Raw genomic sequence first — 18,572 nt, 5'->3', positions numbered from 1 at the left:
CTGCGCCTGAGATGTTGTTGCCAGGAGCGCTGTCGAGATCAGGCATGCACAGACGGCTGTGGCGGATTGTCTCATCGTGTGCATGAAGGGTTTCATGGGCTGGTGAGGGAAATTGTAGCAAGCGTTTGAGTTAGCGGTTTTGGCATGGCGTGCCCCCTCTATTTTTGCGCAAAATATTGGATTGATTTGGGTTATGGGTAGACCTGTTTTGTAAAATCTTGATAAGACAGAAGATAAGACGCAAAATATAGAAAATAAAGAGATAAGGCCGAGGGATGCTTCCCTCGGCCTTTGCCTTTCTTGCTCTAGTTCTATTTTAGCGAGTGCAGGGTAACTGATCGGCACTTTGAGAGATTTTGCCTGCCGCTATAACGTTTTTATTTTGTTTGGCTTATGGGTGTTAGATTGAGTGCGGTACTATTCTCGGGCTTGACAGAAGTTTGAGGTCAGGATGCCCGGCTTGCAGGATGGATTTGTCCGAGTGAGAACGTGGAAGCGGATGGGTTTTGAGGCTGGGTGGCTCAGCGTTGCGATTACTGTCCTTTCGCCAGGCATCGATGCGCAGCAACTGAAGAGTCGAGGCATGCCCCAGACGCAGGCGGAGATGCACCAGCGTGTGCAGGCTCTCTACGATTTCCATCCCTTGCAGCTTAGCGACGGGGAGCGATCGAAGAAATCAGCCGAGATGGATTATTTCTGGACCGAGATGAAGGGAGATACGAGTAAGAGCCTTCCGCTGCTGCGCGTTGAATTGCGTGAGGCGCCGCAGGGATCGTTCTTTTTGACCGATGGAAGCGAACTGCTTCTGTCTCTTTCGACGATTCCCGAAGACAAGCAGCTGGCTGCGGATGCATTGGCTCGGACGAACTTGCGGGACACGGAAAGCGGGACATATTTCTTCACGGTCCATGACCTTGCATGCGCGGGTGTCGATGTGACGGCAGCCGCGTTGCATATTCTGGATGATTCGCGCTTCCTGGTGAGTGTGCCACAGCATGCGATGACGTTGGATCAGAATTCGGCGCTGATGTATGTGCTGCTTTCGATGAAGGATGATCGATGGGTGAAGGCGGCGGCGGAGCGATTCGCCCAGGAAAATAATGTGAATGCGAAGCGGGCGTTGGTTGCCGCATTCGATTATGCGCAGACAGATGAAGCAGATGCGGAGCTGAAGCGGATCGCTGCGGATGCATCTCAGCCGGATGCTGTCAGAAAAGATGCTCGTGAGTTTGTGGAGGAAGCGGGTAAGTCTGTTAAGGGCGGATTGCAGGTTAAGGGGACAGTTGCGGAGATTCGTGAGCAGCGTCGCAAACGGCTACGAAGCGTGAGCGATGAGGCTATTTTCGATGTGCAGTGGATGACGAAGAGGATGGCGCAGATGCGGGCGAAAGGGATGAACTAATCAGCTCTTGCGAATACTTGTTCTCTGCGGATGTGCAGCGCTCCTCTTTAGAATCGTAAAGGAATCGCTCGCCGAATATGTCGATACAACTTAACGGAAACAGGCGATGGATTGTCTTGCTGGCGGCTGTTTTGCTGGCGGTGGGGACCTTTGGGGCGGTGTGGGCGAGGCATCGTTCGCAGCAGGTGGTTGTTCGCTCGACGGCGGTGGTGTTTCCTGCGGATGGACGGGAGCGGGCTGTGTTGCAGGTGAGGCGATTGCATGGCGGGTCTCTGGAAGCCGATGCGGTCAACGCCGAGGTTGTGGCAAAGGTCGGCGGCGATGACTTGGGTGCTGCCTGGGTTGTGCGGAGCGGCGATACGCTCGAGGTGTGGACACGCGCTCCTGTGAAGGAGGAGGTGCGGCAGATACGGGTGCGGTGGGGACGCAGAGCTGTCGTCAAGGAAGTGCGGTTTGCTCTGGATGAGGCCGATCGTTTTGGGGATGGAACGCCGGATGCGTTGCGGCTGCATATGGCGGGCGACCGGGCGGCGTTCCGGCAGTGGTTCTGGAAGCTGGCGGAGCTGCAGGCCGACTTGCCGGATACGGAGAGAGCAGGGGAGATACAGGACTGCGCAGCGTTGTTGCGGTATGCCTATCGTGAGGCGTTGAAGTTCCATGACGCGGAGTGGGCCGAGGCGCAGCATGTGGGGGATGTTGCATTCGATTCCGTACAGCAGTGGCGGTATCCGCAGACGATGCTGGGGACGGGGTTGTTTCGCGTCAGGCCGGGACCCTTTGTGGAAGGGGACGAGATCTCCGGGGCTTTTGCGCAGTTTGCGGATGCGCATGCACTGATGGAATGGAATACGTATCGAGTGGGAAGAGACCTGCGGGCTGCAAAACCCGGCGACCTGATTTTTTACAGACAGCTGGGACAGAACTCGCCGTATCATTCGATGGTGATCACAGGCAGCAATGCTGATTGGGTCGTGTACCATACAGGACCAATCGGGAAGCAGAGGGGCGAGATGCGGCGGATGAAGCTCTCGGACCTGCTGGTGCATCCCGATGCACGCTGGCGTCCTTTGGCAGAGAATTCGAATTTTCTGGGAGTATTCCGTTGGAACGTTTTGCGCGAAGAGGATTGAAGCTCCGCTGGTTTGGATTTGCAATCGTGCTTTTTCTGGTGATGCCGTCATGGCTTCATGCGGCAAGGCCGGTGATGTTCAACCTGAGCACGGCGAAGACCTATGCGGTGGGTGAGAAGCCGACGATCCATTTGTACTCGCAAAATGTGGATGAGCTGGAGTTCCGCATCTATCGGGTGGATGATCCAGCGAAGTTTTTGTCGGGTCTGAAGGATCTGCACTCATTTGGCCAGGAGGATTGGGGGCCGAAGGAGCAGATCGATGAGCGGACGTGGCTGGAGAAGTTCCATGACTGGAAGCACCATATCTGGTTTCTGATCCGGCGTTTTTTTCGCAACCAGTTCAGCGCAGAGAGCCGCGATGCTTTGCGGGAGAAGCAGGCAACGCTGGCGAGACGCAGCAGAGTGGTGGGAGTGGCACAGTTTGCGCAGATTCCGCTGCTGAATGACAGGCAGCTGGTTGCGCGATGGAAGCAGGAGATGCCTCCGACGTATGTGAGCGATTCACAGGATCTGCCGATCGATCCACTTGGCGCAGGGTTGTATCTGGTTGAAGCGACGGATGGCCATTACAAGGCGTACACGGTGCTGTTTGTTTCGAACATGGCATTAGTGACGCGGACGACGAATGGCACGGTGCTGGCCTACGCCGTGGATAGAAAGACGGGTGCTCCGCAGAACAAGGTCCAGATACGGATGGGTATCAAGCAACAGCAGGTAGCGGAGGCGGAGACAGGTGAGGACGGGCTGGTGGAGCTGCATGGGCCCGTGTCGAAGGCCATGCAGGAGAATATCTGGGTTATTGCGAAGTCGGGAAATGATGTAGCCGCGGTGACTCCTGCGAGCTACGCGTTTTCAGGCTCGGAGAGCAGTAAGTGGGCTTCGTATGTGTATACGGACAGGCCGGTTTATCGGCCGGGGCATACGGTGCACTGGAAGGCGATTCTGCGGACGAAGGTTGCGAATCATCTTGAAGTGCCGAAGCCGCAGCAGGTTCATGTGACGGTGACCGATCAGGAAGACCACGCTGTGCTGGAGAAGGATATGACGACCAGCGCAGAAGGAACGGTTGCGGGCGATGTCGAGCTGCGGGCCAATGCGGGGCTGGGGTATTACACGATACGCATCGGAGAGATGAACGATGGCGCGATGGGATCGTTTCGGGTGGAGGAGTATCGCAAGCCTGAGTACCAGGTGAGAGTGGGAGCAGCGAAACCACGTGTTTTGCAAGGCGAGAAGATGCAGGTGACGATCGATTCGCGGTATTTCTTTGGCGAGCCGGTAGCGAATGCAGTGGTGAAGTACAAGGTGTTTCACGCGCCGCATTACTGGTGGGGCGATGAAGGAGATGATGCGGGTGCCGGGATGGGAGCCGCAGAGGACGCAGAGGGAAGCGCGGATGATTCGTTGGGATATGGCGCCGATCAGGAGTCGGAGCAGACGGGCAAACTGGATGCGAATGGCAAGCTGACGATTACGGTTCCGACAGCGATGGACAGCTCCAATCGCAAGATGGACCAGGACTACACGATCGAAGCTGGTGTTACGGACGCGGCGAATCGCGAGGTGACGGGCCGCGGACATTTTCTGGCGACGTATGGGAGCTTCCGCGTTCATGTTGAGCCGGCGAGCTATGCTGTGCGGCAGGGAGCGCAGGCAGCGTTTCAGGTCTCGGCTGTGGACTATGACAACCACCCGGTGCAGACGCGCATGCATGTGGCGTTGGTCGAGCGGAAGTGGGTGAACGGCAAGACGGTGACAACGCAAGGTCCTTCGACGGATGTAACGACGGATGCAGCGGGGAACGGAAGGGCGCTGCTGTCGGTGACGAATGCCGGATCGATGGAAGTGATCGCGACGGCGACGACTCCGGAGAAGCGCACGGTGCAGGATACGTCGTGGCTTTGGGTGATGGGTTCAGGCGAGGAGAGTCTGTGGGGCGGCACGTCGCAGCAGGTGCAGATTATTGCCGACAAGAAGAAGTATGCGGTGGGCGATGTGGCCCACTTGAGCATCGTGTCGCAGGTAGCGAGTTTTCACGCGTTGGTTACGGCGACGGGGAATGCGGTGCAGTTTCAGAAGGTGTTGTCGTCGGATGGAAAGACGTTGAGCTGGGACATGCCGATCACGAGCGATTCAGTGCCGAATCTGCAAGTGGATGCGGTGTTTATCGAGAACGGTCAGATGTATGAGGCGAGCAAGAATATTAAGGTGCCTCCGGTAGAGAAGCAGCTGCAGGTGGAGATCACGCCTGCGAGACAGGTCTTTCAGCCGCAGCAGACGGCGCAGTATGACGTGCTTTTAAAGGACAGTGCAGGCAAGCCGGTGGCGGGCGCGGATCTCAGCTTTGGCGTTGTGGATGAGGCAATCTATTCGCTTTATCCGGATACGAGTGGAGATATGGTAAAGCGGCTCTACCCGGAGCGATATGTGTATGCGGAGGTGATGAGTTCTCTGGACTACAGCTTCAGCGGACGGGCGGGTGCGAAATCGCCCCTGCTGGCGGAGCGGAAGTCGCGTTACAACCCACGCATGGCGCAGGTGAAGCCCGGCAACGATGTTGTGCAGCCGAAGGTTCGCAAGGCGTTTCCGGATACGGCGTATTGGGCGCCGGATGTGAGGACGGATGCGCAGGGCCATGCAAAGGTCACGATGACGTTTCCGGATTCGCTGACGACGTGGCGCGCTACGGTGCGTGCGATTACGGCGGACTCGAAGGCGGGATCGCAGATCAATCGCGTGATCGTACGGAAGAACGTGATTGTGAGGATGGGCACGCCACGCTTTATGCGCAAGGGCGATGAGATCACGATTCCTGTGATTGCGCACAACTATCTGGACACAGCGAAGCAGATGCAGCTTCAGCTGGAGGTGCAGGGGCTGGATGCTGTTGCGGGTTCTCCGCAGACGGTTACGGTGCCGAGCAAGGGAGATGGCATCGCTACATGGCGTTTGAAGGCGTCACAGATTGGAACCGCGAAGCTGCTGGCGAAGGCGCTGACCAATGAAGAGAGCGATGCATTGGAGGTGACGTTCCCGGTTGAACCATCGGGTGTGCCGGTGATGGCTGGAGGGAATGGTGCGATTACGCAGACCGATGGTGCGTCGCATACGCCGGTGAACTTCCCGGCAAACACGGATGCAGCAGCACACGGCTTGCACGTTGAGGTGAGTCCATCGATCGCGGGAAGTATCTTTCCGGCTCTTGCTTATCTGACGAGCTATCCGTATGGATGCACAGAGCAGACAATGTCGAGCTTTCTGCCGAATGTGATTGTGGCTGAGACGTTGAAGAAGCTGAACGTCACGGGGCGTGTGGATGAGAACGATCTGAGGGCCAAGGTGCAGGCTGGTCTCGACCGGCTGAAGGATTACCAGCATGATGATGGTGGCTGGGGCTGGTGGAAGGAAGATGAGAGCCGCGTGTTTATGACGGCGTATGTCGTCAGCGGCCTGGCCGAGGCTGCGCGGTCGATGCAGTTGAATGACGATGCGCAAAGCATGAAGCAGAAGGGGACTGCGTATCTGGAGAAGCAGTTGGCGGATCATCCTCGGATGTTGCCGGAGCTGCGCGCCTACACGGTATATGCGTTGATTGAGGCGGGGAAGACAGATCATGGCAAGGACCTGGATACGCTTTATGGCCGGAAGAATGACCTGAGCGCAGAGGGGCTTTCGATGGTTGGGCTGGCGATGCTGGATGTAAACGATCGCCGGGTAGAGTCTGTTGCCAAGCTTGTTGAGGGTAAAGTACAGCGTCAGGGTGAGCTGGCGTCGTGGCCTTCGCGCTATAGTCCTCTGCTGGATTTTGAGTATGACAATACGGCGGAGAGCACGGCGTATGCGTTGCGGTTCCTGACGAAAGCGGACCCGAAGAGCCCGTTGTTGGATGCGGCTGCGCAATGGCTGGTGTTGAACAGAACTGGTGGCTATTGGTGGGAGTCAACGGAGCAGACGGCGATGGTGCTGTTTGGGCTGGTGGACTATATGGCGGCATCGAAGGAGCTGAGCGCTGATTTCGATATCGACGTTGTGGTGAATGGAGTTTCGGTTGCGAAGCGGCACTTTACCGCAGCGGATGCGATGAGCGGCGCGGGCTTGAGCGTCGATGTTGCCGCGGACAAATTGCAACCGGCAAATAATGCTGTGCAGGTTGTGAAGCACGGGGCAGGGAAGGCGTACTGGCTTGTGCAGGGCAAGTACTACTCCACGGAGAAGCGGCTCTATCAGGCGGGCACAATGAATCTGAATGTAACGCGTGATTACTTCAAGCTTGTGCCAACGCAAAAGGATGGCAAGATTGTGTATCAGTTGCAGCCGCTTCGAGGTGCGACGCAGATAGGCGATGTTCTGGCAGTGCACTTAGCTGTCAATGGATCACCGATGAAGTATCTGTTGATTGAAGATCCGATTCCGGCAGGAACGGAGTTTGTGCAACACGAAGACAGTTACAACATCGTCGATAAGCCAGGCAACTGGGACTGGTGGTATACGCGACGCGAGTTTCACGATGACAGGGCTGCGATGTTTGCTACGGAGTTCGATGGACGACATGAGTCTTTCTATCTGTTGAAGGTGGTCAACCCGGGCGCTTTTGTGGTGAGCCCGGCGCATGTGGAGCCGATGTATCAGCCGGGGATTCAGGCGACAACGGAGGAGATACGATTACAGGCTGATCCGGCACAGGACGGTGCGGCTCAGGGGGTGCATCCATGAGCGCCTGGCGTGAGGCATTGCAAACGATGCGTATGAAGTCTGTTGCCGCAGTCTGGACAAGCATGCTGCTTCTGGCTGGTCTCGGTGTGCTTTGGTTGCAGATTCCGGATTCGCATGTCTGGCAGCTTGCGTTTTCGATTTTGTTTGGTTCCGGACTGCTGGCGCTGTTCTTCTGGTTCTGCACGTGGCTCTTTGGTCAGATGCTGCATCCGGGAAAGCGAGAGCGTTGGTGGGTGAAGTGGCTTTTATTAGCCGTCGTGATTTGTGTGTGGTGGCTGCTGCAGATACCAATCGATCGATTGATTGAGCATGAGGCGCTGTATGCGGGGTACTGGACATCGCGGCTTCCGCATGGATTGCGGGGATTGCACACATATGAGCATCTGATGATGTTGCAGGATTGGACTTATTTTTCGCTCAGGTTGATTGTCACGGGACTGTTGTTGCCGGTGGCTGTTGTCGTCGGAGCTGGCGGATTAGGCGCAGGTGTAAGAGGGGTCGTCCACCTTTGGTTGCGGTGGTGGTACTGGGTAGCGGCTCTCATCTGCGGATGGTTGGCGTTTGCAATAAGTGGCAAACTGATCGACTGGACTCCAGGACATGGGCTGGCGAGTGAGATGTTGAGCCTGCTGATGCGGCTGGGATTTGCGTTTACGCTGGATGTGTTGCTGGGGTGTTTTGTACTGGCCTTGATCGCAGTAGGACTACGACGCGTTGCTGTTGCAGCAAATTGAATAGCTGCGATTAATGCAGCGTCTCCATAACCTGCGTTGGGACGCCCATGCGGAGCCATTGACGCATTACGGTGAGGCTGTAGGTCTGTCCGAGTTTGCGGACAATGGCTGCGGACTCAAGGTGAGCGTGTTGATCGTTGGCGAGGCTTGACGGAGCGGCTAGTTCCTGTTCGATTGTTGCGATGGAAGAGTTGGGCGGGACATATGCCGAATGGATGTTTGCCAAGGCTTCGGCAAGGCCTTCGCGCAGCCAGAGAGGAGCTTTGTCGCTCGACTGCGCTTCGATGAGTGTATGCAGAAGCTCGTGCAAAAGAAGCGGCTCAACTGGGGCGTAGCGTTTGAGGACGGAGATGGGTTGGAGCGTGACCTGGCTGCCGCGCGTGATGGCGAGGAGATGGCCGGGGCCATTGGTGAGTTGGCGGAATAGCTCTGTTGTTGGCGCGATGGTGATGATGGGCTGCGGTGTGTTGATCGAGGTTCCCCATAGGGAGAGAGCTTGATGCCAGGCGAGATCTGCGTCTTTGGTTAGCACGGGGTCGGCTTGGATCGCGCGAAGCGTTACCGTGCCGATCTTTTCGTCATGCCAAAGGCCGCCTGAGGATGTGAGACCGAGGCGCGTATTCGGGAAATAAAAATTGAGGATCTCTGCTGCGGAATGATGCTCGGTTGCCATCTGGAATGCTCCAGCCTGACAGAGACCAACGCCGTGCCCGTAGCCGTGGCCAGTAAATTGAAGTGACTGATTGGTGAGAGCGATTGTGTAGAGATCGCCGCGGATGCGGTTCCAGCCAAGGGCACGATTGATGGCGAAATGCAGGCTGCCGGCTGAGATGGTCACCGTGCGTGCGGGACTGGATATCTCGAGAAGTTTTGCTCGTCCGCTTGTTGTATGTTGTACGATGCGAACGCCAGTGATGGGTGTGGGAAGATTCCAGTGTTGCTTAGCGGCGATTTTGTTGAGGTCCGAGATGGGAATGCTGGTTTGCCACGAGGCGGCATCGCGGCGTGTGCAGTAGGAGTCGGTGTGTGAGGTCAGGTAGGGTGCGTGTTCAGTTGGCCACAGAGCGGAGGCGGCTTCAGAGATGCCTCCACAGTTTTGCGTGTAGTAAATGTGGGCACGGTGAGTTGCGCTCCAAAGCGTTATTCCTGCTGTGCGTCGTACTGCTTCGGCGATCTCTGAGCGCACAGGAGTAAAGCGTAGGGCCTGGCAGTGCGTGCTGTCGCAGAGATCGAAGCCATCCGCATGGTGTCGCTGGAGGTTCGTCAGTGCGAAGGTACGTGCTGCGATCGCGAGGGCTTCGAGCGATGCGAGGGGTTCGTCTGGTGCGGCTTCGGCTGAAAGCACCGCGGCGACGTAGCGTTCTGAGGGAATTTGGAGAGTGACGGTTAGGCCGCGATGGGTTTGGGCGATGGTGTAGATTCCGGAAGATTGTACTGGAGGGACATCGTCGTCAGGCTGGATGCGAAGATTACCGCCAAAGTGGATCGGCCGGCCGACGTGATCGAGATGGACAGGTGCGTGGAGTGTAATGCGTGAGCAGGTTCCACATGCTTGCATCCAAGCGCTGCTACCGAGCGGGGTGATCGTTAGGCTTTGTATGATGCGGATCGAATAGAGGCCGAGCGTGATGGTGGTTGCGCTGGGCTCTTCGCTGTGCCCGTAGATGGCAAGAAGGGCGATCAAAAGTAGTAGCTGCTTCATGTCGTTTTGCTGCGCGCCAGAAAGAAGTTTTTCGCGAGTTGAGCGGCATCGGCTCCATTGCCTTGCGGGAGGTAAAGGCTGATGACAAGCGGTGTGTTGTGGATCGAGGCAAATCCGGCAAACCAGCCGTGACTCCAGGGCTGCCGCGGCGGATTGCTTGCGGTCCCGGTTTTGCCGCAGAGATCAATGCCGGGTGTTGCTGCGTTATGCGCCATGCCGAAGGATACGGAGTCTCGCAGTCCATCTGCTACAGGTTTGGCGAAAGGCTGACTTAGCTGGTCTTGAAGAAAACGGTAGGCGGCGGCAATTTGAGACGGTGATGTTTGGACACCAACGAGGCCGAGAGCGATCCGCTGCTTTTGTTCTGGTGTCTGGGGTGAGATGGAGACAGGGATGGTGAAGGCGTGCAAGGCTTCCAGAAGGCTTGTTGAGGAGAAGTGCAGCGCAAGCGAAGCGAACCAGGTGTTGCATGAGTAAGCGAGCGCTTCCTGTGCAGTAAACGCGATATTGGATTGCGGATGGGTGCAGGGATACGGCCGGTTCCCGATGTGAAGATCGCGACGGCAAAAGACTGTCACTGCGGGGTCGATCAGGTTTTTCTGAAGTGCTGCGAAAAGAAGCAGGGGCTTCAGGATGGAGCCGGGAGTGTCGGAGGAGTTCGCGTTGCCATGAACTGCGAGAACTTTGCCGGATTGCTGATGCAGGATGGTTGCAATCGCGCGTGTGTTCCGAAGTGTCTGCTCGAGAAGTGGCTGCTCCGACGTGGAGGGTGCTTGACTGGGTCTCCGGAAAAACATTGCGGCGGCAGCCATTTGGAGGAAAGAGCGCCGTGTCCCATCCGCTTTAAACGGTTTCTGCCCGGAAGAGCAATGCATCAGCTAAACGCTACACCATTGCGACGTGATTATCACGTTTTCGATTGTACTTCTTGACAAACTAATAACCATTTGGCTATGGTTTTAATTGTGAAGCCGGCTTATACCAATCACGTCTTTCGAGCTCTCGCTGATCCAACGCGACGCGCTATCTATGAGCAGCTGTCGCGGCAGGGAGAACAGACCGTTCACGCGCTTACACACTTCGCCGGTGTCTCGCAGCCAGCCGTCTCTAAGCACCTTACGGTGCTCAAGCGGGCCAGGCTTGTGCGGCATCGTCGTGAGGGGAGAGAGACCCACTACCGCGCGCAGCCCGATGCGCTTGCCCCTGTGGTGGATTGGTTGCGTGACTATGGTGCATTCTGGCGCGACCGCTTCGACCGTCTCGAAACTCTTTTGCAAAGGATGGAGCCATGAGCAATTCAGCCGCAGAGAACACGCGCACTCTTGTTATCGAAAGAACCTTCGCACATTCGCCCGAGAAGCTGTGGCGTGCCCTGACCGAGAGTTCACTGGTCGCCGAATGGCTTCTGAAAAACGACTTCGAGCCTATCGTCGGCCGCAAGTTTCGGTTTCATTCCCAACCCATGCCGCAATGGGACGGCGCTATCGACTGCGAGGTGCTTGTCGTCGATCCGCTGAAGCAGCTCTCTTATAGTTGGAATGCTCTGGGGCTCGAATCCGTCGTGCTTTTTACCCTAATCCCAGCGGAAGGCGGCACTCATCTTCGTATGGAGCACTCCGGTTTCCGTCCTGACCAGCAGCAGGCCTACGGTGGTGCAAAGTACGGTTGGCAGAACTTCCTCAACAATCTTGAGCGTGTGCTCCATGGAGGTGTGAAATGAATGTGTCTCACGCGATGAACATGTCGAATCCTACGGTTGCGATGAGTTTTTCCGCATCGAAAAAGGCGTCCAGAGGGGTTGTTGTGGCCTTCTGGATCTTCACTGCACTCTTTTGCCTGGAAATGCTTTTCACGGCTTACTACGAACTTAGAATCCTGCCTGATGCGGCCCAGGCATTCACGAGGCTCGGTTTCGCGTCACCTGCTTTTCGCATCGAACTCTCGTGGGCCAAGGTTGCTGGCGTTATCGCGCTGCTTCTTCCGATTGTCCCTGCGCGTCTTAAAGAATGGGCATATGCCGGCTTCGCGATCAATCTTGTTTCTGCGCTCATAGCTCATCTCTCGATCCATGATCGCCCGGCATCGTTGGTCCCGTCAGCAACGACCAGCGTACTTTGGGCGTTCTCTTACTTTTTATGGCGGCGCATTCAGCGGTACGAATAGCTTTGATGCCACTGGAAGTTCATCATTTGAGTCGTTCATAAGGAGGCTATTGTTATGGAATCCGCTTCGGCAGCCATTGATCTGAAGATTAAAGAACTCGGCGACTGGCGCGGCACGACGCTTGCGAAAGTGCGGGACATCATCCGCAAGGCCGATCCTGAGATCGTCGAAGAGTGGAAGTGGGCTAAGGCGACTTCGCCCGGTACGCCTGTTTTCTCGCATGGCGGCATTGTGTGCACTGGAGAGACATATAAGCATATCGTCAAGCTGACCTTCGCCAAGGGAGCGTCGCTGCCCGATCCTTCCGGACTCTTCAACTCCAGTCTTGAGGGAAACGTTCGGCGCGCCATCGATATCAGCGAAGGTGACAAGATCAATGAAGCTGCTTTGAAAGATCTTATCCGCGCCGCAGTTGCCTTAAATCTTAAGAAGAAACCCAAGGCTCGTTGAGTCAGGCAATGAGCGGACTAGCTGCAACTGTGGATTGCTGTGCCATCTCCATTCAGAGATGGCACGCTGCTTAGCGCCAGTTGAGCGCAGGAGCGACTGTGGTCAGGATGGCTTCCATGACGTGCGCGTTGTAGGCAACCCCAAGTTGATTGGGAATCGTGAGCAAGAGGGTATCGGCTTCGGCGATTGCTTCGTCTTTTTTAAGCTGCTCGATCAGAACATCGGGCTCGGCGGCGTAGCTGCGACCAAAGATGGCACGTGTGGATTCATCGAGGAATCCAATCTTGTCTTCTTCCTGACCTCCACGCCCGAAGTAGGCACGATCATGGTCGTCGACCAGTGCAAAGATGCTGCGGCTGACGGAAACGCGCGGGATGCGAGTATGGCCGGCATCCTGCCACGCTGTTCGAAAGGCGCGAATCTGGGCGGCCTGCTGGATGTGGAGCGGTTCGCCAGTCTCATCGAATTTGAGCGTGGATGTTTGCAGATTCATTCCATGCTTGGCAGCCCAGACGGCAGTTGCGTTTGAAGCTGCTCCCCACCAGATGCGATCGCGCAATCCTTCGGAGTAGGGCTCGAGACGCAGCAGCCCTGGTGGATTGGGAAACATTGGGCGTGGGTTGGGCTGAGCGAACCCTTTGCCGCGTAGTAAATCGAGGAGTTCTGTAGCGTGGCGGCGGCCCATGTCTTCGTCTTTTTCGCCTTCACGCGGGCGGTAGCCGAAGTAGCGCCAGCCATCGATGACCTGCTCGGGTGAGCCGCGGCTGATGCCCAGTTGCAGGCGGCCGGTGGCGATCAGGTCCGCAGCGCCAGCATCCTCGGCCATGTAGTGCGGGTTCTCGTAGCGCATATCAATTACTGCAGTGCCAATCTCAATCTTTCGCGTTTTGGTGCCGACTGCGGCGAGCAGTGGAAATGGGGATGCCAGTTGTTGGGCGAAGTGGTGAACGCGAAAGTAGGCTCCGTCCATCCCAAGACGCTCAGCCTCTACGGCGAGGTCGATAGATTGCAAGAGCGCGTCGGCAGCAGAGCGCGTTTGGGAGTGTGTCGAAGGTGTCCAATGGCCGAAGGAGAGAAAGCCAATTTTCTTCATGGAGATAAAGTCTAATGCCTTGGTTTTGGGCGTCAGCCTATTCTGGTGTGAATTTGTAAATACAGAAGGGAATGATTGGCGTTGATTTGTGGTTGATCAAACCGATTGTCGCTCCTAGACTGAACGTCATGCCTATTCTGCTACGTCGCCGCTGCCAGGTATTTTCATTGAGGGCTGCTCTTGCTTTTAGCCTGTGCTTTGTCCCATTCATGATGGGGAGTCTAGCTTTTGCTGCTGCAAAAGTTGGTTCTTTCTATCAGACGCCTCCTGATGCGTTTGTTGCTGGTAAGCCTTTTACCGCGGCACAGTTGGAAACCCTGGTCCCAGCGACGGTGTATTTTCGCAGCAAGGTTGCGCCGGTACAACTGCGCAATGCAGGTGGCGTACGCTTTGCTAACGAAGGTATTTTCCTGGCGGCTATGGTGGATGCTTCTGGTTATTCGTCCAGTATTCAAGAGACGTATCAGTTTTATCTGGTGACGGAGAAGCCGGTTCGCTTTGGCGGCCAAGTGCTGCAGCCAGGTGCTTATGGTGCTGGTTTTGTAAACGACAAATTTATCGTGATGGATCTTGGTGGGAAGACTGTTCTTCAAGGGGACACGCAGGAAGACAAGGAGATGAAGCGTCCTCGTCCGTTACAGGTTTTACCGGTCACGGAGAACAGCATCAAACTTTATCTTGGCCGCCACTATGTTTTAGTTGATGCGGTTCCGTGAGCTGGCGAATACTATTTCGCATTTGTCTGCTTTGGTATTGAGGCAGGCATCTTCTTCCAGCCATTTTTAGAGTGAAGGAACTCTACGAGAGTAGAAATCTGATTATCGGTAAGAGCTTCTCCGAAGGGCGGCATGCTTTTGCCGCCTTCCTTTATTTGTGAGCGAATTTGTTCTTCTGTTTTGCGTTTGCGAACATCACGGAGAGAGGGTGCTTTTTCAGTGCCGAGTCCTTCAGGACCATGGCACTGAGGGCAGCCTGAGTTCGTAAATAAAGTAGGGCCGTCTTCAGTGGGATTGGATAGAGGAGGGAGTTGTTGTGTCTGTCCCGCAGCAAGCATGGCTATGGGAAAGAGGGTAGCAAGGAGAATACCGAAGGGAAGAAGAGGAATCCTGGACATTGCTATCGATAGCCTTGATTTAAGGTTGCTGTTGGGAAGGTAGCATGTCTGCGGTAATGGCCGGTTGCGTGCCGGTAGAGCCGTGAGCATCCAGATCATGCACGTGCCAGGGCACGGATTCCTGCGCGACTTCACCATGAAGTCGGAGATAGTCGAGCGCGTAGGTGCTTGCGAGCGGATCGTCTTTTTGATCGGCAAAGTATGCGGACTGCACACGGGCCTGATCCTTCAATCCAAGACGACGATAGAGGATTGCCAGATTGTAGTGTGCAGCGAGGTCATCGGGATCAATCGACTGGACGGTTTCGTATTCTGCTCGTGCTGCATCATAGCGATGTTGCTGGTAATAGCTGAAGCCGAGCTCTCGATGTGCATCGCGTGATTGTGGGAACTGTTGAGCCACCTTTTGGAGACTGGCGATTGCATTCTCAAGCTGTCCCTTGTTGCGTTGGACCAGAGCAAGGTAGTAAAGCGCCCTGGCGTTGTTGGGATCAAGCGTCAGAGATTTTTGTAGGCTGGGCAGAGCATCATCGTACTTTTCCCACTGAATGTTCGCGATCGCGATATTGGTGTAGGCATCGGCATAGTCAGGACGCAAGTGGGCAACCTGCTCGAAGGCGTGAAGGCTGGCTGCGTACTGTTGTGCATCCAGCAGGCCGATTCCGTAGTTGTTCCAGCGCATCCATTCAGGGTTTTCGGATTTCGAAGGAGCGGTAGGGGAATTATTACCGATCGTGAGGATGCGTGTTGTGCTAACCATATCGATGATGGGCTGCACGTAGTGAGGCTTCATCGCGAAGTCAATAAAGCGCTGATCAAAGCGGCGATACCGGATGATTGCTGTAATCGTCAGGCGGCCAGGATGATTCGGTACGGTAAAGGCATAGCGGACAAGCTGCGAGCGCCCGCTCTGGACCGTGTTGTTGTACGCGACGACGCGGTTATCCCAGACCTGATGTAATTCATTGAGTTTGCTGTTTTTGTTGATGAGCCGATTGGTGAAGCTATGCGCTGATGGGTCCAGATCACCGGAGGCTTGCAATGCACCGCTTTCCCCGAGAATTTTGCCGGATGCATCTTTTACGGAGAAGTCGACCCAGCTTTCGTACATATCACGCTGCTCCGGTACGTGAGAGTGCGCAGCGCCTTTGTTTTGGATTACGACGGATACAGTAACTTTTTCTCCGGGCGAGATGGTAAAGTTTGTCGATCCGAGCGGGGCAATCAATTTATCTGGCGCGCGATTGTCTTCGATGCCGAAGATATCAATATTGAAGACGTCTGCTGTCAGAAATTCCTTGATACGGCGTGCTTGCTCGTCAAAGCCGTAATAGGCAGGGATAAGGGAGTTGGCACCGAGCCAACGATGGCTTGCAAGCATCCCATTTTTGGCACCTGGGTCTCGTCCGTTATAGGCCTCGCGAGGCATGTGGCAGGTCTCGCACGTAGAGATAGAATCCTTTTTATAAAAGGGGAGCGGCGATTGCTTGGCGAAGCTGGAGTTCTGCCACTCATCATATGGCGTCATGGCGCGCTGCCATTTGTAGTCGTTGAGTTCATGAGGCAAAGCAGCTTTATGACAGACGGCGCAGAATTCGCTGGTCCGGTAAAAGGGTTTCATGACGGCAGCGGAGTGCCGATCGAGATGTTGCAAGATCTCTGCATCGGTGACAAAGCGATGGAGAGGATTACCGCTTTCGTCGACAAGGACAGCCGGGACGCCCAATACATAACTGCCTGTTCCACGGAGGTCTACTTTTTGAACACTGTGACATACGGAACAGGTAACGCCATCCTGATCGTAAGGCCTCTTTTTCGGGCCGCCTTGCGTTAAGGCTCCGGACACCGTTGCGATGGGGTCATGGCAGCCTTCGCAGTGACGGGAGAACTCAATGCCTTTTTCATCGTTGAGAAGATTGACATTCTTCAGATACCAGGGGACGCGGTTGGCATTGGAGTGAGCGCTTTCGCGCCATTGCTGGTGTGCTGCCTGATGACAGTGACCGCAATACTGAGCAGTCGGAAAGTCTTTTGGATCGATAAATTGACCGTTGTCGGTCGTGATGTTGGATGGAAGGAACGGCCGTTCTTTGCCATAGCGAAAGTTATACATGGCAGAGACTTTGTCGTTGTAGGCATTGCGCGCCGTTGCATGCGTTTCCTGATCTGTTGCCGCCACAACTTCTTTTGTCGTTGGGAGAAAACTAAAAAAGAATACTGCCGCTAGTAGCAGCAGTAGACCGACAAAAGTACGTGAGAGCCTGAAGGCGCGCATAAGATGGAATTCCGGACAGGCAGATGTTAAATCAACCAAACTGGATTGTCAGCCAGGAATGGAGCATGTCTCTATGTCTCGAGGAAAATCAACCATAGGTTGGTAGCGCGCCTCAATCGAAAGGATGAGTGCACGTTATCTGGCGTCGGGTCACTAAAAATGATGAGCGATCCCGGCCACGATGGCGTAGTCTGCGAAGGCTGCATCACCATGAGAATTGGTCGCGAGATCGGTCACAGAGGCACGCCTGTTTCTTTGGACTGCCCATGGCGCGTTGATCATCAGAGTGTCTCGTCCGTGTTGGAAGACGAGTCCAGGATCGATTGAGATGATGTATCCAGGGCGGCGAAACCCGTCGCTTTTTCCGAAGGCATCGCGGACGGGAATTCCTTCCATGCGTCCCCCGAAGCTGGCGGATAGACCGCGGAGTTTGGGGACGTGCCGTGCCAGTCCTCCTCGAAAGAGATATTGGTCGGTTGCCGACATATATTTTTCAAGTGGTTTTGCCCTAAATGTCAGCACTCCATTTGTGTCCTCAGGGTTGAACAGCCATGATCCCTGAAAATATCCAACAGTATGGAAAGGGAGCTGCTTATAGGCCTGCGTGGATAGAGTAAAGCCCCACGTACCATCTCCGGGCTGTAGCGATTGATCTGCCACTGCCTTGCCGTAGGTTCCGTTTGATAACAGAGCGGTGCCGGTGCCGTTGTTCAGGCCTGTTGGAAGTTTGAGGCCAAAGCCAAATGCAATGTTGCCACCTGCTTCTGCAGGAGGACGAAAGAGCCAGGCTTCTGCTCCGATGATGATGTCACCGATGCCCGCTATATCGTAAACGCCTTTTGGGGTATAGAGCTGGTTTCTGGTTCCTTGTAAAACCGGAGCGGAAAAGTTTAGGCTCCATCGCGGAGACAGATCATAGTTAGCAGAGATGTTGTAAATATTCTGGTGATTTTTGATTTGTGTACCCAATACGGCCCTTTGCGTCTGCTCGACTGTGCCGATGTAGTGGCGGAAGGAGCTGAAACTGCGCCAATCCACCTCAATCGTCAGCCTATGTATAAAATTTCCCGGACTGCTGGAGAGGGAAGTCCTTGGACCTAAGGCGCAGATGGATTGATTGGTGTGGGCCGCAAGGCAGCCTTGCCCCCAGGCAACGCTCGACGATAGGATGCTGGCTATCAGGACAAGAGTTTTCATAATGGTTTCTGTAGGAAAGAAACATACCGGTGAATTGGCTAGTTGCCTATGAGGAATCCGAACGATTTGTTTCTCAACCTAAAGATTGAGGTGGTTTTCCTGCTTCTGATGGCAGTTGTTTCGCCTGGCCAGGTATTGAAGAGGCCTTCCGCCGCCCTAGTTGATCCAAATGGAAAGCCGCATAGTTTTGATGAACTTGCAGGCTCTCCGGCCGTGATCAATTTTTGGGCTACATGGTGTGTGCCCTGCAAAGATGAGATGCCAAGACTGCAAAGGCTTCAGGAAAAATACGCTTCTAATGGAATTAAGTTCGTGGCTGTGGCCATTGATGACGCTGATTCGCGAGGAAAAATCCCGGATGTACTGAAAAAGCGTCACATTCAATTTCCGGTTTGGCAGGGGGCGTCTGCGGAGACGTTGAAGGAGCTTGATCTTGGTGAGATGGTTCCTGCGACGGTCATTGTCGATGCTGACGGAAAGATCATTGGCAGAATAGAAGGCGAAGCACGAGAAAAGGACATTACATCGCGTTTGGATTGGCTTTTGGGCGGACGCAAAGGAAAGCAACCCAAAGCCGTGCAGAAGAATGACTGGTAG

Annotated in this window: 16 protein-coding genes; 10 read left to right on the top strand and 6 right to left on the bottom strand. The window is 55.1% G+C overall.

Features of this window, described 5'->3' with window-relative positions; translation table 11 throughout:
• Positions 1–481: 481 nt before the first annotated feature.
• The 4 genes from KFE13_RS04345 to KFE13_RS04330 all read left to right on the top strand — a co-directional run bounded on the left by KFE13_RS04345 (position 482) and on the right by KFE13_RS04330 (position 7,981).
• Entirely contained in the window at positions 482–1,402 is a 921-nt protein-coding gene (locus KFE13_RS04345; RefSeq protein WP_260705954.1) for a hypothetical protein, read from the top strand.
• Positions 1,403–1,479: 77 nt separating this feature from the next.
• Entirely contained in the window at positions 1,480–2,532 is a 1,053-nt protein-coding gene (locus KFE13_RS04340) for a DUF1175 domain-containing protein (RefSeq protein ID WP_260705953.1), read from the top strand.
• A complete protein-coding gene (locus KFE13_RS04335; RefSeq protein WP_260705952.1) occupies positions 2,505–7,247 on the top strand; it encodes an alpha-2-macroglobulin family protein in 4,743 nt (1,580 codons plus the stop codon). Before KFE13_RS04340 ends, KFE13_RS04335 begins: the two co-directional genes overlap by 28 nt.
• A complete protein-coding gene (locus KFE13_RS04330; protein WP_260705951.1) occupies positions 7,244–7,981 on the top strand; it encodes a hypothetical protein in 738 nt (245 codons plus the stop codon). Before KFE13_RS04335 ends, KFE13_RS04330 begins: the two co-directional genes overlap by 4 nt.
• A 10-nt stretch (positions 7,982–7,991) precedes the next feature.
• Here the strand turns inward: KFE13_RS04330 and KFE13_RS04325 are convergent, their stop codons facing one another.
• Both KFE13_RS04325 and KFE13_RS04320 read right to left on the bottom strand, forming a co-directional pair.
• Entirely contained in the window at positions 7,992–9,683 is a 1,692-nt protein-coding gene (locus KFE13_RS04325; protein ID WP_260705950.1) for a SpoIID/LytB domain-containing protein, read from the bottom strand.
• The gene (locus KFE13_RS04320; protein WP_260705949.1) at positions 9,680–10,480 is read right to left on the bottom strand and encodes a penicillin-binding transpeptidase domain-containing protein; all 801 of its coding nucleotides are present in this window, start codon (positions 10,478–10,480) and stop codon (positions 9,680–9,682) included. The genes KFE13_RS04325 and KFE13_RS04320 overlap by 4 nt, the downstream gene beginning before the upstream one ends.
• A gap of 168 nt (positions 10,481–10,648) precedes the next feature.
• Between KFE13_RS04320 and KFE13_RS04315 the strand changes: the two genes are divergently transcribed.
• The 4 genes from KFE13_RS04315 to KFE13_RS04300 are packed head-to-tail and all read left to right on the top strand — an operon-like array spanning position 10,649 to position 12,296.
• A complete protein-coding gene (locus tag KFE13_RS04315) occupies positions 10,649–10,975 on the top strand; it encodes an ArsR/SmtB family transcription factor (RefSeq protein ID WP_260705948.1) in 327 nt (108 codons plus the stop codon).
• Complete coding sequence (locus tag KFE13_RS04310; protein WP_260705947.1) at positions 10,972–11,403, top strand: SRPBCC family protein; 432 nt, start codon at positions 10,972–10,974, stop codon at positions 11,401–11,403. The genes KFE13_RS04315 and KFE13_RS04310 overlap by 4 nt, the downstream gene beginning before the upstream one ends.
• A 20-nt stretch (positions 11,404–11,423) precedes the next feature.
• Positions 11,424–11,846: a DoxX family protein gene (locus tag KFE13_RS04305; protein WP_260705946.1), complete on the top strand. Its 423-nt coding sequence runs from the start codon at positions 11,424–11,426 to the stop codon at positions 11,844–11,846.
• Positions 11,847–11,900: 54 nt separating this feature from the next.
• A complete protein-coding gene (locus tag KFE13_RS04300) occupies positions 11,901–12,296 on the top strand; it encodes a DUF1801 domain-containing protein (RefSeq protein ID WP_260705945.1) in 396 nt (131 codons plus the stop codon).
• A gap of 70 nt (positions 12,297–12,366) precedes the next feature.
• Here KFE13_RS04300 and KFE13_RS04295 read toward each other — a convergent pair whose 3' ends face one another.
• Positions 12,367–13,389 carry an LLM class flavin-dependent oxidoreductase gene (locus KFE13_RS04295; protein ID WP_260705944.1) on the bottom strand — a complete coding sequence of 341 codons (1,023 nt, stop codon included), beginning with the start codon at positions 13,387–13,389 and terminating at the stop codon, positions 12,367–12,369.
• Between the two features lie 71 nt (positions 13,390–13,460).
• On the opposite strand from KFE13_RS04295, the gene KFE13_RS04290 reads away from it, so the two are divergent.
• On the top strand, positions 13,461–14,105 hold the full coding sequence (locus KFE13_RS04290) for a hypothetical protein (RefSeq protein ID WP_260705943.1): 645 nt from the start codon (positions 13,461–13,463) through the stop codon (positions 14,103–14,105).
• A gap of 11 nt (positions 14,106–14,116) precedes the next feature.
• Here the strand turns inward: KFE13_RS04290 and KFE13_RS04285 are convergent, their stop codons facing one another.
• The 3 genes from KFE13_RS04285 to KFE13_RS04275 all read right to left on the bottom strand — a co-directional run bounded on the left by KFE13_RS04285 (position 14,117) and on the right by KFE13_RS04275 (position 17,747).
• Positions 14,117–14,503, bottom strand: coding sequence for a c-type cytochrome (locus KFE13_RS04285; protein WP_260705942.1), 387 nt, complete (start codon positions 14,501–14,503; stop codon positions 14,117–14,119).
• Between the two features lie 19 nt (positions 14,504–14,522).
• Positions 14,523–16,778 carry a tetratricopeptide repeat protein gene (locus KFE13_RS04280; protein WP_260705941.1) on the bottom strand — a complete coding sequence of 752 codons (2,256 nt, stop codon included), beginning with the start codon at positions 16,776–16,778 and terminating at the stop codon, positions 14,523–14,525.
• Positions 16,779–16,931: 153 nt separating this feature from the next.
• Positions 16,932–17,747: a hypothetical protein gene (locus KFE13_RS04275; protein ID WP_260705940.1), complete on the bottom strand. Its 816-nt coding sequence runs from the start codon at positions 17,745–17,747 to the stop codon at positions 16,932–16,934.
• 276 nt (positions 17,748–18,023) lie between these two features.
• Between KFE13_RS04275 and KFE13_RS04270 the strand changes: the two genes are divergently transcribed.
• Complete coding sequence (locus KFE13_RS04270) at positions 18,024–18,572, top strand: TlpA family protein disulfide reductase (RefSeq protein WP_260705939.1); 549 nt, start codon at positions 18,024–18,026, stop codon at positions 18,570–18,572.

It is taken from the genome of Edaphobacter flagellatus, from assembly GCF_025264665.1.
Classification (GTDB): domain Bacteria; phylum Acidobacteriota; class Terriglobia; order Terriglobales; family Acidobacteriaceae; genus Edaphobacter; species Edaphobacter flagellatus.
The sequence above is the reverse complement of the archived record's forward strand: the minus strand, read 5'-3'. Positions and strand labels throughout refer to the sequence as shown.